Annotated in this window: 11 protein-coding genes; 3 read left to right on the top strand and 8 right to left on the bottom strand. The window is 47.0% G+C overall.

Going from position 1 to position 18320, the window contains the following annotated elements; all coding sequences use genetic code 11:
- Window positions 1-9: 9 nt before the first annotated feature.
- From ACFQS8_RS15725 to ACFQS8_RS15705, 5 genes are all read right to left on the bottom strand, one after another.
- Window positions 10-1749, bottom strand: a complete 1740-nt coding sequence (locus tag ACFQS8_RS15725; protein ID WP_382169155.1) for an IlvD/Edd family dehydratase — start codon at window positions 1747-1749, stop codon at window positions 10-12.
- A gap of 382 nt (window positions 1750-2131) precedes the next feature.
- Window positions 2132-3958, bottom strand: coding sequence for an alpha-1,3-galactosidase-related protein (locus ACFQS8_RS15720; RefSeq protein WP_382169153.1), 1827 nt, complete (start codon window positions 3956-3958; stop codon window positions 2132-2134).
- On the bottom strand, window positions 3958-5451 hold the full coding sequence (locus ACFQS8_RS15715) for a sulfatase family protein (protein WP_382169151.1): 1494 nt from the start codon (window positions 5449-5451) through the stop codon (window positions 3958-3960). The genes ACFQS8_RS15720 and ACFQS8_RS15715 overlap by 1 nt, the downstream gene beginning before the upstream one ends.
- A gap of 38 nt (window positions 5452-5489) precedes the next feature.
- Entirely contained in the window at window positions 5490-7034 is a 1545-nt protein-coding gene (locus ACFQS8_RS15710; protein WP_382169149.1) for an arylsulfatase, read from the bottom strand.
- 29 nt (window positions 7035-7063) lie between these two features.
- Window positions 7064-8485: a sulfatase gene (locus ACFQS8_RS15705; RefSeq protein WP_382169220.1), complete on the bottom strand. Its 1422-nt coding sequence runs from the start codon at window positions 8483-8485 to the stop codon at window positions 7064-7066.
- A gap of 466 nt (window positions 8486-8951) precedes the next feature.
- Between ACFQS8_RS15705 and ACFQS8_RS15700 the strand changes: the two genes are divergently transcribed.
- Window positions 8952-11360, top strand: a complete 2409-nt coding sequence (locus ACFQS8_RS15700) for a glycoside hydrolase family 2 TIM barrel-domain containing protein (protein WP_382169147.1) — start codon at window positions 8952-8954, stop codon at window positions 11358-11360.
- 59 nt (window positions 11361-11419) lie between these two features.
- Window positions 11420-13903 (top strand): glycoside hydrolase family 2 TIM barrel-domain containing protein, encoded by a 2484-nt coding sequence (locus ACFQS8_RS15695; protein ID WP_382169145.1) that lies wholly within the window; start codon window positions 11420-11422, stop codon window positions 13901-13903.
- 111 nt (window positions 13904-14014) lie between these two features.
- Here ACFQS8_RS15695 and ACFQS8_RS15690 read toward each other — a convergent pair whose 3' ends face one another.
- Entirely contained in the window at window positions 14015-14797 is a 783-nt protein-coding gene (locus tag ACFQS8_RS15690) for an SDR family oxidoreductase (protein WP_382169143.1), read from the bottom strand.
- Window positions 14798-14906: 109 nt separating this feature from the next.
- A complete protein-coding gene (locus tag ACFQS8_RS15685) occupies window positions 14907-15065 on the bottom strand; it encodes a hypothetical protein (protein WP_382169142.1) in 159 nt (52 codons plus the stop codon).
- 183 nt (window positions 15066-15248) lie between these two features.
- Between ACFQS8_RS15685 and ACFQS8_RS15680 the strand changes: the two genes are divergently transcribed.
- The gene (locus tag ACFQS8_RS15680; RefSeq protein WP_382169140.1) at window positions 15249-16361 is read left to right on the top strand and encodes a glycerophosphodiester phosphodiesterase family protein; all 1113 of its coding nucleotides are present in this window, start codon (window positions 15249-15251) and stop codon (window positions 16359-16361) included.
- An 86-nt stretch (window positions 16362-16447) separates the two neighbouring features.
- Here ACFQS8_RS15680 and ACFQS8_RS15675 read toward each other — a convergent pair whose 3' ends face one another.
- Entirely contained in the window at window positions 16448-18202 is a 1755-nt protein-coding gene (locus tag ACFQS8_RS15675) for an alkaline phosphatase D family protein (protein ID WP_382169138.1), read from the bottom strand.
- Window positions 18203-18320: the final 118 nt, after the last annotated feature.

Here is an 18320-nt window from a genome sequence, read left to right as displayed (position 1 = left end):
TGTTCGTTTTTAATGCGATTCTCGCTTAACTTCGTCTCCTGATTTCCCAACGAGGAAGTCAAGGTCACAGCCCTTATCTGCTTGCAGCACATGCCCGTGATTGAGCTTTAAATAACCGCGTGCGGGGGCTTGTAGCGCTGGTAGTTTTGCATTCTCTTGGGCGCGTTTTTCCAATGTATCGGCATCCACATTCAGCTCAAGACGGCGCGCTTTTGCATCCAGTGTAATCATATCCCCTGTGCGCACCAGATTGATCGGTCCACCCGCAAGGCTCTCAGGCGAAACATGCAAAATAACCGTTCCAAAGGCTGTACCACTCATGCGCGCATCGGAAATACGCACCATGTCACGCACCCCTTTTTCAAGCAGCTTTTGCGGCAATGGCATATTCCCAACCTCAGGCATGCCCGGATACCCTTTAGGGCCACATCCGCGCAGCACCATGAAGGAATGCTCATCAATCTCAAGATCAGGATCATCAACTCGCGCTTTGAAGTCTTCAATGTCTTCAAACACGACCGCCTTGCCCTTTTTCACAAGCAAATCATCCGACGCGGCAGAAGGTTTTATTATCGCACCATTGGGCGCAAGATTACCTTTCAGCACCCATATTCCAGCATTGTGTTTTACCGGCTTATCCATGCTGGCAATCACCTCTGGAATATAAACTTCCGCCCCCTCAATCTGCTCTCCAATCGTCAAGCCTGACACGGTCGGCGCATGCTTTTTGATACGATCGCCCATCTGGTTCATCAAGGCCGGCATCCCGCCCGCATAGTGCAGATCTTCCATCAAATACTCACCCGATGGGGCAATATTGGCCAGAAGCGGCATATCGCCTGCAATCTTGTCAAAATCATCCAATGTCAGATCAACACCCACACGCCCCGCAAGGGCTAAAAGGTGGATCACAGAATTGGTCGATCCCCCAATCGCAGCATGTACGCTGATCGCATTTTCAAAAGCATCCCGTGTGAGGAAAGAAGATAAAGGCTTATCCTCCTTCACCAAATCCACAATCCGGCGTCCCGTCACATGCGCTAGCGCCTGACGCCGCGCATCCACGGCTGGAAGCGTGCCATTATATTTCAAAGAAATCCCCAGCGCCTCAACAACAGAAGAGAAGCTTGAAGCTGATCCCATCGTATTACACACACCGCGCGAGCGCGACATGCCCGCCTCTGCGGCGAAAAATTCCTGTTCGCTAATCTCACCCGCGCGTACTTGCTCTGAGAGCTTCCACACATCCGTACCCGAACCGATATTCTTGCCTTTAAATTTCCCGTTCAGCATGGGACCAGAGGAGACTATAATCGTAGGCAAATCCACACTCGCCGCCCCCATCAACTGACCCGGCGTTGTCTTGTCACATCCTCCAAGCAGCACGACACCATCAATCGGATTGCCGCGAATACTCTCTTCAACTTCCATCGCAAGCAGATTACGAAACAACATCGCTGTGGGGCGCATTTGCGTTTCACCCAAAGACATGGCGGGAAATTCAACAGGCAAACCACCCGCTTCCCACACACCACGTTTTACAAACTCAGCTATCTCGCGCAGATGCGAATTACACGGCGTCAATTCCGACCATGTATTACAAATACCAATGACAGGACGTCCATCAAACACATCCTCTGGATAACCTTGCGCCTTCATCCAAGACCGGTGAATGAAGCCATCTCTATCCAATTTGCCATATGAGTGCGCACTTCTTAGTGGCTTCTTGCTATTCTTTTCATTTGTCATATCGCAGCAATCATTATTCTTATAAATCTCCCCAGAGAGACGTCAAAATCCTACATATAAATTAGCTTACATCATGTATTTGTAATATAATAGAGGCGGCAAGGATATTTATTCCACCTTCTTTTCCCTTATGAATAGGAAAATAATCTAAAAAAAATGGTGCTTCCCTTAGCAAGGGCGCACCATAAAAGGTTGGGACATAAAGAACTGACACATCTCACCTTGTACCATGAACAAGCCGGGAGGTTCACATTCGAACCCTTCTTTTATTGTATTATAATATAATAATCAAGCCCCGATATATCCCCTTATCTCTCACACAAAAAACCGCGCCTCTCGTGGAAGCGCGGTTTTCATTTTCAAACCATATCAGCAATTGATGTTATGTTTGGTCAAATATCGGCCAATTATAACCCTCAACCTGATTGTCTTTGAGTACAAATTTGCCAACAGCTTTCAGATCAAATGGCGTCTTCGTTTGCGCATCTGCCTTTTGATACGGCTCCACAATAATCTGATTACCTTCAAACATGAGCGTTCCCACGCGATAAGCTGTAATGAAATCACCATGCTCAGTGCGAAACAAATTGTCCTTGATAATCACAGTATCATGAAAAGGCGTCTCAGATTGGCTTTCCTCGCTATCTACGCAAATGATATCAATGATGGATTGGCCCCACACACCATATAAACAATGATTAAACTCATTCTTGCGGATCATAATTTGCGATGTTGGGCCAGCCTCATACCAATGATCCACGCCGCCTGAAATGCGAATCGCAGACCCTGGCGCATGAAATTTATTATCTTCAACCAGCACAGTCCCCGCAGTGGATATCAAAATACCCCGCGCACGGTTTTGGCCTATCTTATTGCCGCGAATGACCAAATTAGCTTGGCGGTTTAAAATGTTCACAACATCCCCATCCGCCAATTGCGCGGGCACGTCACGATCAAGCTCAATGCGCACCATTGTTCGGCTTTCATACACAGCGCTTTTCACACGTGAGGTGTAATACACATCCACGCCTTTTGCGTCGGCAAGAGAGATGAAATCCCCCTCCCGCACGGGGCGCACGCCATGTTGTTGAAATTCTGCAAGCTCGGCTTTAAACGCATTCGCTCCATCAGCTTCCAGCACACGCAAATAAATCCCGTGAACATTTACAGCATCATCAATATGATTTGAAAAATCACCATTTTCGACGCTGATCGTACCTGAGCAATTTACAAAATGAGTCGCATCCACACATGTCGATACATAGCGATCTCCACTCGGCAACACATTCAACCCATCCAGCGTGATATCCTCACTGGTTTGCGCGATAATCCCCATGCATCCAGCATGATAAATCGTAACATTTCTAAACGTAACATTCTTGGAGTCTTCAACAAAGAATGCAGGTGCCCAACGATTTGAAGGCTGCATTATGACGACATTGCCGACCGAAGGCAGAGATTTAAATCCCGCATCTTGCACAGATATCTTCAATCTGCGCGGTGCAATTTCTTCAATAATATGAGGGCGCACATTGGAATGATCGCGCGCCATAAAGCCATTATCCCAAACTTTATAGGCTGTTTCTTTGCGTGTCGCATCAAATTCAAGAATACGTTTGAGGCCCTCTTGTTCAAAGTCCTCCCCCACAAACACAAGCTTTCCATCTTCCAATCGATAAGAGAACTCTTCTGGAATAGTGATTTCAATCCAACGACCGTCAACTTGATCAACAGCCTCCACTTTTCCTTCCAAGTGGAATGGTACTTCCCAATCAATACTTAAATTTTCAAACTTGATATTGGACGCATTCTGAATGGAGAACGGCACCACAAGCCCATGAAACACCAATGATGTTCCCTGCCCTTTAATCGTCAGATCGCTTATACCATCCAATAATCCAGCGATTTTGAAGTCACGTGAATCATTGTTTGAAATGTTGAGAAATTTCTCCTCACCCGCGTCAGGCCAGAAGTGTAATTCGCCGGCAGGCAAGTCAATCTGAGACAAGTTATTTGCTACTGCATGTTTAATTGCAGCCACAAGCGCAGGCGTCGCATCTTCACGCGACTGAGCTGAAAACCCATCAACTTTCTTGACCGGCTCTTCTTTTTCATCATCACAGCCAGCCAACATCACCCCAGAAGCGGCCACTCCAAGTACAGAAAATTGACGACGGTTTAATCCAGTTGATACATCCATCTTAGTCATTATTTGCCCTCCTGAATCACGCCCGTTGCACCAGCAGGTTCTTCATCACCATATTTAGCGCGATATTCCACACATCGACGATCCACACATTTATCGCCCCAACGCGCGACTACAGCTGCTATTTCGGTTTCAGTTTCTTCCACTTGCCCCTTATCGCCGCTTATCAATATCCAACCATCCAGTGTCGAGGACATGCGCGCCAAAACGCTTGCATAAGTAGGATCATCCGCCAAATTCTTCACCTCATGCGGATCAGCATCTAAGTCATACAACTCCTCAGCCGGGCGTGTATCAGCGATAAATAGTGCTTGCTCGGGTGTAAGTTTTCCCTCTTTTTTGAGCTGAAAATATTCCTTCGTCACAGGCCAACCATCGCGATAGCTTGGCTGCATATAAGGCACATCAGGATATTTATTTCGGATATATTTATACTTATCCGTGCGCACCGCACGTATCTGATCAAAGGTGAAATCACCACGGTCACGACTTAGCGGCACATATTGGCGAGGCTCAATTGCGTCTCCAAACAGGCTACGCCCATCAAAGTAATCAGGAATGTCTATTCCAGCCAATTCTAAGGCTGCTGCGGATAAATCAATTGTGCTGATCAATTCATTCCGGCGAGATCCATATTTTTGTATTTGCTTTTGTCCATTTGGATACCAAACGAACACAGGCACATGCACGCCGCCATCGTATAAAAACTGCTTGTGGCGCAGCATTGGAAAGCCATGGTCAGAGATAAAGAATACCGCTGTGTTGTCGGCCTCTCCACTGGCTTCCAATTTTTCAAATATTTCAGCAACTTCAGCATCAGTATCAACAATGCTGCGATAATGATCCTCCCACCGTTTGCGGAACAGTTTAGTGTCAGGATAATAGGGTGGCATGTCAATTTTAGAACTATCTAGCTCCACATCGACTTTGCCGCGCGCCTTCCCGCCTCGGAGTTGAATTTGTCCAAAAAACGGCTTGCCTTCCGCCAGTTTTTCCCACGGAAAATCAGGCCCATTCTTATCGCCAATATGACCTTCTACTTCATCTGGCCCAGCCGAATAAAGGTCGCGGCGATTATAGACGAAGTTATAATCATCCTTCCCGATATTGAATGTTTCATACCCATTATCCATAAAAATGCTTGGCAGGGCTTTCGTGCCTTCTTCAAGGTAAATCGCATCGCGCCCCTTGCTATCACGAGAGCGTCTGTGATTGTGCACACCCGTTGAAACAGCCCAACGTCCCGTCATCAAGGACGACCTAACAGGCGAACAGATAGGCACATTGGCGAATGCTTTAAGGAAGGTGACGCCCTCCTCTGCCATCCGGTCCAGCGCTGGTGTTTGCACCGTTTCATCCCCATAGGCCGCCATCCATGGCGATACATCCTCTGGAATAATCCACAAAATATTGGGCCGATTATCTGTATCAGCCTCCTCCGCGATTGCCGCCTGTAGCGGCAAGCATAAAAGCATCATTGCAATGAGTACGCGCATGCCTTCTCTCCAACTTATAAAATACTGTAATCGTTCAATTATTCAAAATTCCAACGATCCAAACTTGCTTCTGTCCGGTCGCGCATAGCCAGTTCAATTTGCGCTACGATATCGGGGTGTTGCGCAGCCACATTGTGCGTTTCTGCTGGATCAGCCTCTAGGTCGTACAATTGCAGCGGAATTTCAGCGCGGGGCGTGCCTTCATGCCCCTTGGCTTGCCGCAAGCCTTTCCATTTGCCCAGGCGCACAGCTTGCGCGGGGCCACCACCAGCACGCTCATGAAATTCCCAGTACAGATAGGCATGTTCTTTTTGCCCGTCTTCTCCCAGCAAAGTGGGCAGAAACGAGATTCCGTCTATCTCTTGGCTCAACTCGACATTCGCCAGATCAGCAGCTGTTGGCAGCATATCCCACATGGCAGAGACGTGATCGCTAGTACTGCCCGCTTTAATCTTGCCCGGCCAATAGGCGATCATCGGAGCACGGATACCCCCTTCGGTAAGATCGCGCTTACCCCCTCTAAATGGACCATTGGAATCAAAGAACTCCACATCCCCGCGCCCCTCTCCAGCCGGACCATTATCACTGGTGAACACGATCAATGTGTTGTCAGCGATGCCAAGCTCTTCCAGCATCGCCACTATCTCGCCGACTTGGGCATCCAGCAGAGAAATCATCGCCGCGCGTGCAGCCCGTGGACGCGGATGCGGAGAGTAATAATTCTTAGGATCTGACCCACCCGACTCAGGGAAGTCATATGGCGCTAATTCAGCATCAGGGATTTGAATCGCAGCATGTGGGATTGTCGTTGCGTAATATAAAAAGAATGGATTTTCAGCATTCTGGCGGATGAAATTCTCCACCTTATCCTGCATCAAATAGCCCGCATAATCCTTGCCAATAAAGTCCTTATAAGACTCCTCAATAGGACGCCCTTCCAGCTCTACATGCTTTGGGTGCATCGTGATGCCACCATTATCGAGCACCTGCTTTTCGCGCCCTTCCCACAAATATTCAGGGAAATAATTATGCGCTAGGATCTGATCTATAAAGCCGTAAAAATAGCTCATACCCTGCTTGTCAGGCGCGCCCTCATCTTCAAAAGTCCCCAAACCCCATTTGCCCACAGTACCGGTCGTATAGCCCGCCTCTTGCAACACAGTTCCAAGTGTTTGCGTGCCTGCTTCAAGGTAAGGTGATGTTTCCAACTGGCCTGAATTACCGCGAATTTGGGTATGGCCCGTATGGCGTCCAGTTATCAGTGTAGAGCGAGACGGCGCACACACAGCAGACCCAGAATAATGGTCTGTAAACATCATTCCATTTGCCGCCAATTTATCTAGGTTTGGCGTCTTAATCTTGGTCTGACCAAAAGCACCAATGTCGCCATATCCAAGATCATCCGCCAATATATAGATAATGTTTGGTGCACGCGTTTGAGCCGATGCCGCTGGCGCAGTCTGTTCAGCAATGTCTTCATTCGCAGAGGAACCACTACACGCCACCACTAAAGCAACAGCAAACGAACACACGCTTATTTTAGCTGATTTCAAGCGCGAAAATGTCTTTGGTTTCAATGTCATTTTTCTATCTCGACTTAACATTTCAAAGCTCAATTTTGCGCTTGCGCAAAACGCTTAATGTGGTTTTTGTCTTTCCATGCCTCCAAAATAGCGAGCATGTCTGCCACTGTTTCTGGCTGCTCCCTTGCAAGGTCATGCGCTTCAGAAATATCCGTTACAACATTGTAAAGTTGATGTTTTCCCGAAACACTCGCCAACAGCTTCATATCGCCCACCACAACAGCGGCGTACAAATCTTCATAATGGCGATACATAATAACAGGCTGAGGTCGGTCTAAATCTTCGCCCAAATGAGCCGCGAGTTTCACGCCATCCAAATCATCTAAATTAGCATGTGCAGGCGCTAGAATCGTCGGCGCAACATCCAAAGTCGTCACCGGTGTTTTTATCTCTTTTCCCGCCGGATAATGCTGAGGCCAACGCACAAACATAGGCACACGCGCCCCGCCCTCAAACAGTGCCAATCCATCCGTTTTGCGTCCCTTTAGCGGCGCACGATCAAAAAATCCGCCTTGGTCAGATGTGAAAACAAGTATTGTATCATCCCGCAGCCCCAACGCATCCAATTTTGCGCTGATACGCCCAACAGACTCATCCAACGCTTCCACCATAGAGGCATATTCAGCCTGTTCTTGGCTAATGCCGCGTTGTTTGTATTTCTCGATCAGGTCCTTGCGGCCATCAATCGGCTTGTGCACGCCATAATACCAAAGGTTCAAGAAGAAAGGCTCTTCCTTCGCGCTCAAGCGTTCCAAAACCTGCACAGCATCATCAGTTATACGGTCAGTAAGAAATTTATCCTTCGGCGCATCGCCGTAAGTCTTCGCTGGGTTGTGCCTGAAATATGGCGGGTAATACCCCTTCCCTGGATGACCATCATTCGTCACCCCAAACTGCTCATCAAACCCCTGTTTGATCGGATAATATGGCTCGTGTCCAATATGCCATTTGCCTACAAACGAGGTGTTATAGCCCACATCTTTTAGCCGCTCCGCAACCGTCACAGCTTCCAAAGGTAACCAATTTCGTGACGGCATATGCGCAGGATCAGTATCAAGCATATGATAGGCATCAATGGTGCGCCCATTCTTATCAAACTGAGATTTATCACCCGCCCCCACATGACGGAAAAACTCATGGCGCGCCGGATGTTGGCCCGTAATCATACCAACACGGCTTGGACTACATACTGGCGCAGCCGCATATGCCCGCTCAAAACTCGTGCTCTCAAGACGTAATTTATCTAAATTTGGAGTTTCAATGAAATCTGAATAATGGCCCAAATCCATCCATGCCAAATCATCAGCAAACAAGACAACAATATTGGGCTGCTTTTCTTGCGCAGCGCGCTTCATTTCTGTGATGCTTGAATCGGTGGATGTGGGTGCGCATCCCCCACTCGCCAACACACAGCAGGTCATAACTGCCCCCGCCAAAGACCATGCAGACATTCGCTTCACAATATTCTCCCCGTTTTAGACGCGCCCCTATCACCCGAAGGTTTGGGATGGCTTATTCATTTTTATAATTTGTAATACTATTAAACACACCCGTAAAGACAGCCCAACAGGCAAGTTTGGTCTTTTGGGCAACTCTGAAGCCAAAAAACACAAATTTCTGTCCATTTCATACATGTCTTAACGTCGATGATTTTACATATATTACTGTTTTAACATTATTTTTTAAAACACGCCTTTAAACTTACCAATGCTCGCACGCCGCAAACCCACATTCAAAAAAAAGCAAAATAATATCCTTTTTCTTCGTCTTTACGTACCAAATTTGGCCTTTCCCATGAAAATTTCACACAAATAGCTTGTGCAAATCACACTATTTATATTACTTATTCACATAACTAACCGCCCAAACCAATGCGGCGACATATAATAATAACCAAAATTCCGGGGAGAATTCGCAATGACGACCGTAAAGAAACCCACCCATTTCATTGCCCTTTCATGCGTTGCGACTCTGCTCCTTCTTGGTCTTGGCGCTTGCTCAAAAAATGTCCCCGCTTCGCCTTCATCTTCATCCCCTTCAGATATCGGCCAACTCATTTTGGCGAATGATGGTTGGAAGTTCACCAAGCTTCCCACCCTCTCACACGATGATACCCAGCTTCACACGATCAGCTTTGATGATAGCAATTGGTCAGATGCCCGCCTCCCACATACGGCCAACATCGAGCCGCTCCTCGTTAATGATCAATGGCAAGGCATAAGCTGGTATCGAAAACACTTTACCATTGAGCCGGCTAACAGGGATAAGAAAGTTATCTTTAAGTTTGAAGCGGCCATGAATTACGCGCAATTCTGGATCAATGGCGAGAAAATCACGGAGCACCAAGGGGGATATCTCCCCATCGTTTTTGATGCCACTGACTATATCAATTTTGACGGCGAGAATGTTATAGCCGTTCGTCTTGATAATACCGACAATGAGATCACTGGCCCGAAGCCATTGAAAATTCTCGACTTCAACATGTATGGCGGCCTCTACAGAAACGCCTTCATCGCCTATGAAAACCCCGTCCACATTTCATACCCCCAAATTGAAGACACCCCTGCAAGTGGCGGCATTTTTATCACCTTCCCAAAAGTGGATGCGGATCAATCCACTGTTCGCGCAAAAGTTCACGTCAAAAATGATAATGCTCAGCCCCAAAATGTAAGCGTTATTCAATCCATCTATCAGGGCGATAAACGCATTGCTCAATCGACATCGTCTGCCATGCAAATTCATGCCTCACAGGGGCAAACCTTCCAGCTTGATATGCCGATTGAAAAACCACATCTCTGGTCTCCACGCACCCCCCATCTCTACACATTGAAAACCCAAATCTTGGTGGATGGAAACCAAGTAGATTATGAAAAAACGCGTTTTGGTATTCGTGATTTTACTTTTAAAGACAACGATCTATATATCAATGGCGAGAAAACCTTCCTTCGCGGCGTCAACCGACATCAGGAATACCCATTTGTTGGATATGCGCTTTCCGATGCGGCTCAGTATCGAGATGCAAAGAAAATCAAAGAGGCTGGATTTGATTATATTCGCCTCTCCCACTACCCCCAATCACCTGCCTTTTTAGATGCATGTGACGAATTAGGTTTGGTCGTATTGGATGCTGTTTTAGGTTGGCAATATTATCAAGAAACACCCCAATTTAAACAACAACTCTATCGCACAGCCCGCGACCTCATTCGCCGCGATAGAAACCATCCTTCTGTGCTGGCATGGGAAGTTTCAATCAATGAAACAAAAATGCCCATTCCTTTCATGGAAGAAATGCACAAAATCGTCAAAGAAGAATATCCTGAAGGCAATGCCTATTCTGCTGGATGGATGAATGAAGTCTACGATATTTACCTTCAAGCCCGCCAACACCGTCTGCGCCACTATGATAAGGTGCAAGCCAAGCCCTACTCCGTTTCTGAATATGGGGATTGGGAATATTACTCATCCAATAAAGGCTTTAACCAACACAACTGGTCCAAGGATGAGCGTGCGGAAAACAATAGCCGCCAACGCCGAGGAGATGGTGAAGCAAAACTCTTGCAGCAAGCACGCAATATGCAAGAATCTCACAATGATAATCTTCAAAACACACCGGCATTCTCAGATAGCTATTGGGTGATGTATGATTACAATCGTGGATATCATCCAGATATTGAAGCCTCTGGCGTTATGGACATCTTCCGCTTGCCAAAATTTGGATATTATTTCTACGCAAGCCAACGCTCGCCAGATGCAGAATCCAACGCAGAGCCTATTCTCAAAATCGCATCATTATGGACACCCGATTCCACATCAAATGTGAAAGTCTTCTCCAATGTGGATGAGGTAGAACTTTTCTTGAACGGAAAGTCTATCGGGAAACAGACACCCGACACGGATTCAATCTCAACACACCTTCCTCACCCGCCTTTCACCTTCCAATTGGACCAGTATGAGAGCGGAACCCTATCAGCCATAGGTTATATAGGTGGCAAAGCAGTCGCAGAAGACAAGGTGAGCACACCCACAGCCCTAGCAGGCCTAAAGCTGGCACTGGACACAAGCGGACAAGAGCCCACGCAGAACGATGTTTTATTCGTCTATATTCACGCAATAGATGCAAACGGCACCACGCTTGCGAGTGATAATTCTAAGCTGGACTTTAAAATAGATGGCGACGCCACCCTCATGAATCCAGACGCCATTACCTTCGAAGCAGGCATAGCGACAGCGCTTATTCGTACCGGCCAAAAAGGTGGTAAAATCACGCTTACCGCGACACATGAAAACGCACATTCCGCAAGCCTAGACATCATCACGAAACAATAAAGCCAGCTATATCTAACTGTTAGATATATTCCGCTTCATTTCATTCATAGGATATGCTCATGCGCATTCTCACAATTGCCGCGCTCATTCCATCTGCATTTATCGCCTCTAGCGGATGCGCAAACCTGCTCGCCCAAACTAGCCAGAGCACCGCACTTGCGCAAAAGGAAACAGCCTCTCCCCGCACACGCACCTTGCTCACAAAAGACTGGAAATTCGAGCTAGGCGAGAAATATGATGGTGCCTATGCCGTAGATTGGAATGACAGCAAATGGCGTACCCTAGACCTACCCCATGACTGGAGTATTGAAGGCGAATACAAACAAGACAATCCGGCTGGTGCACGCGGTGGCTTTCTCCCTGGCGGTATCGGCTGGTATCGCAAATCATTGAATTGGGACGAAAAATTTGAAGGCAAGTCCGTCAGCCTCACCTTTGACGGCGTCTATATGAACCCCGAAGTCTACCTCAATGGCAAAAAAATGTGGTCCCAACCCTATGGCTATACCGGCTTTAGTTTTGACATCACAGACCACCTCGAAAAGGGCAATAATATCATTGCCGTAGGTGTCGATAACGAAAACCTACCTAGTGGACGCTGGTATACTGGCTCGGGCATATACCGCAATGTTTGGCTCACCGTCACTGACCCGATACACGTCATAGAGAATGGCTCTTTTGTCCGCGCAGACAATATCTCAAAGGCGCAAGCAACCCTGCACACAACGCACGATATTGCCAATGATACTGACACACCGATCGAAGCACTCGCCATCGTTAAAATCAAAGCGCCCAATGGCAAAATCGTCGCGCAAACCAGCTCCACAGTCACGTTAGACGCCAATAAGCAAACCAGTATTACGCATGAATTGAATGTCAAAAACCCCGCATTGTGGTCCCCCGAATCTCCCTCTCTCTACACAAGTGTTTTGGAAATACATAAAGAATATCAACTCATTGACACATATGAAACCCGCACCGGTATTCGTAATTTAGAATTCACTGTAGATCGCGGATTCCTCATCAATGGACAGCCTCTCGAAATCCAAGGCATGTGTCTGCACCATGATGCTGGCGGCGTTGGCGCAGCGGTCCCCAAAGATGTATGGCGCTACCGCCTCTCCCTCTTGAAAAAAGCAGGTGTGAACGCTGTACGCACCGCGCATAATCCCTTTGCGCCTGAATTTTATGACCTTACAGATGAGCTTGGCATCATGGTCATGGATGAAGCCTTTGACGGCTGGGAAACCAAGAAAGCTGCCGCTGATTATGGCTTGTTCTTTGAAGATTGGTGGCAGCGCGATTTAGACAGCTTCATCAAGCGTGATCGCAATCATCCAAGTGTCATCATGTGGAGCATTGGGAATGAAGTCAAAAGCGCCACAGAGGAAACACAAGAAAAACTCGTCAACTATGTTAAATCACTGGACGATACCCGCCCCATCACCCAAGGCCGTGGATATTATCTCTCACACGCTGATATTGCTGGCTTTAACGGGCATGGAGAGTATGTGAACGGCATTGAAGACTTTCATGCCGAACACCCCGATACACCCATTGTCGGTACCGAAATTACCCACACACTTCACACGCGCGATTACTATAAATCCAAGACCGAAATACGTGACCGCGACATCTTAAAAAACAAGAAAAAGTGGGCAGAACTCAAAGACAAAATCTACGAGGTTCCTGATCTTACCGAAGAGGAAGTTTGGCCAGAAGTCTCAACGCTTCACGCCTCCTCATTTGATAATAATATCGTGCGCATGCCCATCCGTGAGGAAATAAAGCTTGCACGTAAACTCCCCTATTTACTGGGCACATTTCGATGGACGGGTTTTGATTATTTGGGAGAATCTCGCGGATGGCCAGCGCGAACCACCAATTATGGAGTCGTAGATTTAGCGGGATTTCCTAAAGGCCCATATTATCTTTATAAAAGCCAATGGACGACAGAGCCGATGGTGTATTTAGAGCCGCACTGGACCCACCCAGGCAAAGAAGGCGTCACACTTCCAGTCATCGCTTACACCAATCTTGAAAAGGCAGAACTTTTCGTCAACGGAAAATCCCAAGGCGAAAAAATCATGACAGATGATTTGCAAATTCAATGGAATGTCCCCTACCACTCCGGCGAAATCAAAGTCATTGCACGTGGAAAAAATGGCGAAACACAAACCATGACCCGCAAAACAGCTGGCCCGCCCGCAAAGCTTTCTGTCTCAATGGATCGCAACTCTCTACCCGCAGATAATGTCTCGGTTGCGCGCATTGAAATAGATATTGTGGACGCGCAAGGTACGCGCAATCCCTCTGCCGACAACCGCATTAAAGTTTCTGTGCAAGGTGGCGGCGAGCTTATCGCTTTGGAATCCGGAGCAATTTTGGATATTGAATCAACAAAAGCAGACAACCGCAAAGCCTTTAACGGAAAGCTCCTCGCACTTGTGCAATCAAACGGTTTAAAGCAGCCCATTCAAGTGACGATAGAAAGCTCTGACATTCCAACACAAACGGTAAACATCGACACTCACGCACCCTAAAATGCCTATGCCCTACGCATAATAAAAAGCCCGAAAGAAGATTATTCTTTCGGGCTTTTTTCTCATTAAGGCATGCAGGTGAACATCCCTTGCGGAGTGTTTGAATAAGCCTTATCCGCTATTACGATTGCGTCCCGTCATCGGAAACTGCTCAACCGTGTGGATTGTGCCATTCACGGGAGCCGAAAGCGGTGAAAGCCAAAACACAGCATGAGCCGCAACATCTTCTGGCTGAAGGAGTTTTCCACTCGGTGCAGCTAACGGGCTTAAATGATCTTGCCAATCATCTGGCGCGCCTGCATCGGCTTGAATTTTGCGTTCGCCTTCTGTGTAAGTCCATCCCACATTGAGTTGATTTACACGGATTTTCTCTATTCCTAGCGCATCCCCAAGATTGCGCGACATTGTCATCATCGCGCCCTTGCTCATGGCATACATCAATAAAAATGGCGCGCCACAATGTGCATTTATAGATCCAATATTGACCACTGAACCCGCTTTAGATTCTTCTCGGCACACCTTTACCAGTTCTTGTGTCAGCATTAATGGCGAGCGCACATTCACATGAAAGACAAAGTCGAAATGTTCGGGCACATCCGTATCTACTGAACTACGTGGAAACACACCCGCATTATTGACCAACCCATCAATTGTTCCAAAAACATCCTTGGTTTTATTCGCAATCACAGACGCAGACTTAACATCCGCCAAATCAGCAGCAACCCAATTTGCACGTGGACCAAGCTCTGCCGCTTTCTCTTGCAGCACAGCTTCCTTCGTCCCGTGTAACATCACATTGGCCCCCTCATCATAAGCCGCTTTTGCAATAGCGGCTCCAATGCCGGATGAGGAGCCAGTGACGATTATAGTTTTGCCAGCTAATTGTAAGTCCATGCGCGAGTCGCCTTTGCGTTAAATCCACTCTATATTATATGCTAAATAGTATTATCATATAATATAGCAGATGCAACACACACACCTCATACGCGGTCTAGTGGTCTAATTAGCTTTGAGATTCCTTATTCTCCTTGCTGTCATCCTCATCATCTTCGGACGGTACAGGTTGGGCCTCACCGGGCGTCCATGATGGCGGATCACTTGCTGGAAATGAATCATCAAGTGTTTCGTCGATACGTTTTTCTTTTGGCTTCTTCGGGGTCATCTTATCTCTCCTAATGAGAATGAATGGTCCCTAACTAACGCATGCGCACATGACTTGTTCCTATTGAGCATCAGAGGTGTGTTTTGTCATAAAACCGAAGTCCAGTTTTGATTTAGTCAAACTTAGTGAAACGCGCCAAAGCCCCCTTTTTAGCTGGCTCATTTAAAATCAAAGGACGTCACCGTGAAAATCCAAATTGGACTGGTATTTGCCTTCTTGTCACTGACCGCATGTCAGCCAAGCAGCGCTCAAAAAGCCACCTCCCCGCAACTATCCGACACGAAACCCATCGTCATCGCCCATCGCGGCGCAAGTGGATACCGCCCCGAACACACACTTGAAGCTTATAAGCTTGCTATCGAGCAAGGTGCTGATTTTATTGAACCCGACCTCGTTATGACAAAAGATGGACATTTCATCGCGCGTCACGAAAACGAAATCGGCTCCACAACGAATGTGGCAGACCACCCCGAATTTGCAGACAGAAAAACAACAAAGTCTGTCGAAGGACCATCTCATGAAGGCTGGTTTAGTGAAGACTTCACATTAGCCGAATTAAAGACACTGCGCGCAAAAGAACGCCTTCCAGAATTTCGGCCTCAAAACACAGCTTTTGATAATAAGTTCGATGTCCCAACCCTTGAAGACATTATCTCATTTACCCGTGAACAAAGCAAAATCCACAACCGCCCAATCGGCTTATATATCGAACTCAAACACCCTGCATATTTTTCGAGCATAGACCTTGCGATGGAAGATGCATTTTTGAAAGTGTTGGAAGATTTTGACCTCAACACAACTCAAGCTGACATCCCAATTTTCATTCAGTGTTTTTGGCCTCAATCTTTAATGCAAATGCGCGACAAAACACCCCTTCCGCTCGTCTTCTTGATCTCATCGCAATCGCCGCCTGAATCTGTTTTGAAAGCAAATGGGATTTCACAATGGAGTGAAATTTATAGTCTTGAAGGTTTAAAGCGTATGCGCAAGTTTGCCGATGGTGTGGGTCCAAGTTTGGATCTTGTGCTTCCAAAAATGGTTGATGGTGAGCACACCCCAAGCACACTGATTGAAGATGCGCATCAGGCTGGTCTCAAAGTACACGCATGGACATTGCGGGCTGAAAACATGGCGCTACCAGAGGCCTACCGGACGGGAAACACAGACCAAGCAGACTATGCAATACAACGCGGAGATATCGAAAAATTAGCCCGTGACTTGTTCGATGCCGGCATTGATGGGCTTTTCACAGACAATCCAGATCTTGTTGTGAAGGTCAAAAATGAGCTGAATTAGTCAGCTATTTTTCTCTAAAACACAAAAAAATAAGGCTGCACGCATATCACGTGCAGCCTTTTTATATCCTAGTCAGTTTCAAATATTTAGAGCGATTTAAGTTTACTCATTCCACTGTTTTGCGCTGTAGAACGCATGGTTTTCACCGTATCAAGACTGTAAATAGACGTGTAAACATCTGATACTTTTATAAATTCTGCATCCACGGCCTCTTCACTCAAAGAGAGCAATGTATAGCCACGCCCAAATGCATCAAAGAAACGCACTTCTTCGTTTTTCTCTTCCATAAGCGCATTAATTTGCGGAATCGGTAAAATATCACCCAATCCAGCCGACGTCACAGACGTACACCCAAACTCCACACCGCGCAGCTCACCCTCTTTATCATGAAGATCATTCGCCCAAGCTGTGTGCGTGTCCCCTGTGAGGGTTACAAGGCGTGCATTCGCAGCTTTAGCAGACGCATAAAGCCGCTCCCTCGCCGCAACATATCCATCCCATGCATCCATATTCCATGTGAGGCCAAACTTGGAAAATTCGATATATTGTTTGGCATAAGGTGCTTTCGAATAGATAGCTTCTTTTTGCTCATCCGATAGCACGGCAGCAACATTTGGTGTCTTCACTTTGGCCATAATCACTTGATTTCCAAGGACTTGCCACTTTTTACCTTCCGACGTTGAACGTTTAAATTCTGCCGCCAACCATTGCTCTTGAACCTCACCTAGCATGCTGCGTTCAGGATTCATTGTTTCAGCAATAATCTCCTGAACCTTCGCCATGCGTTGGTCTTCAGGCACTTTCATAGCGTCTTCAAATGTCAGTGGTTTAGACCTTCCAAGCAGACGAGATTCCAGCATGAATAGAGAGGCTAAATCACCAATTTCAAACCCGCGATAGATGGATGCACGTGCCCTGCCTGCCACGGGGTCACGCACTGGCATCCATTCGAGATAGGCCTGCACAGCTAATGCTTTGCGGGTGCTCCATGGTCCCTCTTTGTCTGGTTGGTGGTTCTGTGCGCCTGTTCGGTAGGAGTCGTTTGCACTCTCATGATCATCCCATGAACAATACCAAACGGCGCGTGCATGTGCCTTTTGTAAGCTTTCATCTGCTTTATATTGCGCATGACGTTTACGGTAATCTTCAAGGCTCACAATCTCATGCGCCGGCTCAACAACGCGGCCTATTTTTGCACCAACATCTCCGCCATAGCCATCACTTCCATATTCATAAAGATAATCACCCAAGTGGATGACAGCGTCCAATTCGTCACGCTTGGCAATTGCGTCATACACATTGAAGAATCCAAACGGAAAGTTTGAACACGACACAACAGCAGCCTTAAAAGGTGCAGTTCCACTATCGGCTAGCGTTTTAGCGCGGCCCATAGGTGAAACGATAATTCCTGAACGTGTTTCCACTACAAATGCATAATAATATTGCGTGGCTGGGGTAAGGCTTTTCATATCAATTTTGACGGTATAATCACGGTCACTATTGGTTGTGAAAACAGCGCTTTTAGGCATTGGCAATGATGCTAAACTGCCTTTTTCCAATTGAGATAAGTTTTCAATATCTTTGGCGTCTGTTGAAACGAAAACCACGCCCTGAATGGGACCATTTTCTATTGTTGGCGTCACACGCGACCACAAAATCATGGCATTCGCAGTTGCATCACCAGCCGCAACACCATGCTCAAAACTCACCTCTCCATCAAAAGCGGAGACGGCTCTTTCGACAAGTCCAAGATCGCTCGCTGACGGCGTTGCACACCCTGCTACAAGCGCACTTGATGCTGCCCCAAAATAGAAAAAACGTCTTCTGGAAATATCCCGCATAGTCCCACTCCAATTTTTAACAATGACGCCCTCAGACAACATCGCCTCAGGGTTAGCGCGCTAACAACGCGCGAAATAATACTATTTTTTCAATATACTAATGATGCATAGTCCAACG

Source organism: Hirschia litorea, from assembly GCF_042665075.1.
Classification (GTDB): Bacteria; Pseudomonadota; Alphaproteobacteria; order Caulobacterales; family Hyphomonadaceae; genus Hirschia; species Hirschia litorea.
Note: the sequence above shows the minus strand (reverse complement) of the source record. Positions and strands in the feature narration are given on the sequence as shown.

Bases quoted from the DNA above. Each gene is read 5' to 3' on its own strand.
- ACFQS8_RS15725 (WP_382169155.1), bottom strand. From the start codon at position 1,749: ATGACAAATGAAAAGAATAGCAAGAAGCCACTAAGAAGTGCGCACTCA.
- ACFQS8_RS15720 (WP_382169153.1), bottom strand. From the start codon at position 3,958: ATGACTAAGATGGATGTATCAACTGGATTAAACCGTCGTCAATTTTCT.
- ACFQS8_RS15715 (WP_382169151.1), bottom strand. From the start codon at position 5,451: ATGCGCGTACTCATTGCAATGATGCTTTTATGCTTGCCGCTACAGGCG.
- ACFQS8_RS15710 (WP_382169149.1), bottom strand. From the start codon at position 7,034: ATGACATTGAAACCAAAGACATTTTCGCGCTTGAAATCAGCTAAAATA.
- ACFQS8_RS15705 (WP_382169220.1), bottom strand. From the start codon at position 8,485: ATGTCTGCATGGTCTTTGGCGGGGGCAGTTATGACCTGCTGTGTGTTG.
- ACFQS8_RS15700 (WP_382169147.1), top strand. From the start codon at position 8,952: ATGACGACCGTAAAGAAACCCACCCATTTCATTGCCCTTTCATGCGTT.
- ACFQS8_RS15695 (WP_382169145.1), top strand. From the start codon at position 11,420: ATGCGCATTCTCACAATTGCCGCGCTCATTCCATCTGCATTTATCGCC.
- ACFQS8_RS15690 (WP_382169143.1), bottom strand. From the start codon at position 14,797: ATGGACTTACAATTAGCTGGCAAAACTATAATCGTCACTGGCTCCTCA.
- ACFQS8_RS15685 (WP_382169142.1), bottom strand. From the start codon at position 15,065: ATGACCCCGAAGAAGCCAAAAGAAAAACGTATCGACGAAACACTTGAT.
- ACFQS8_RS15675 (WP_382169138.1), bottom strand. From the start codon at position 18,202: ATGCGGGATATTTCCAGAAGACGTTTTTTCTATTTTGGGGCAGCATCA.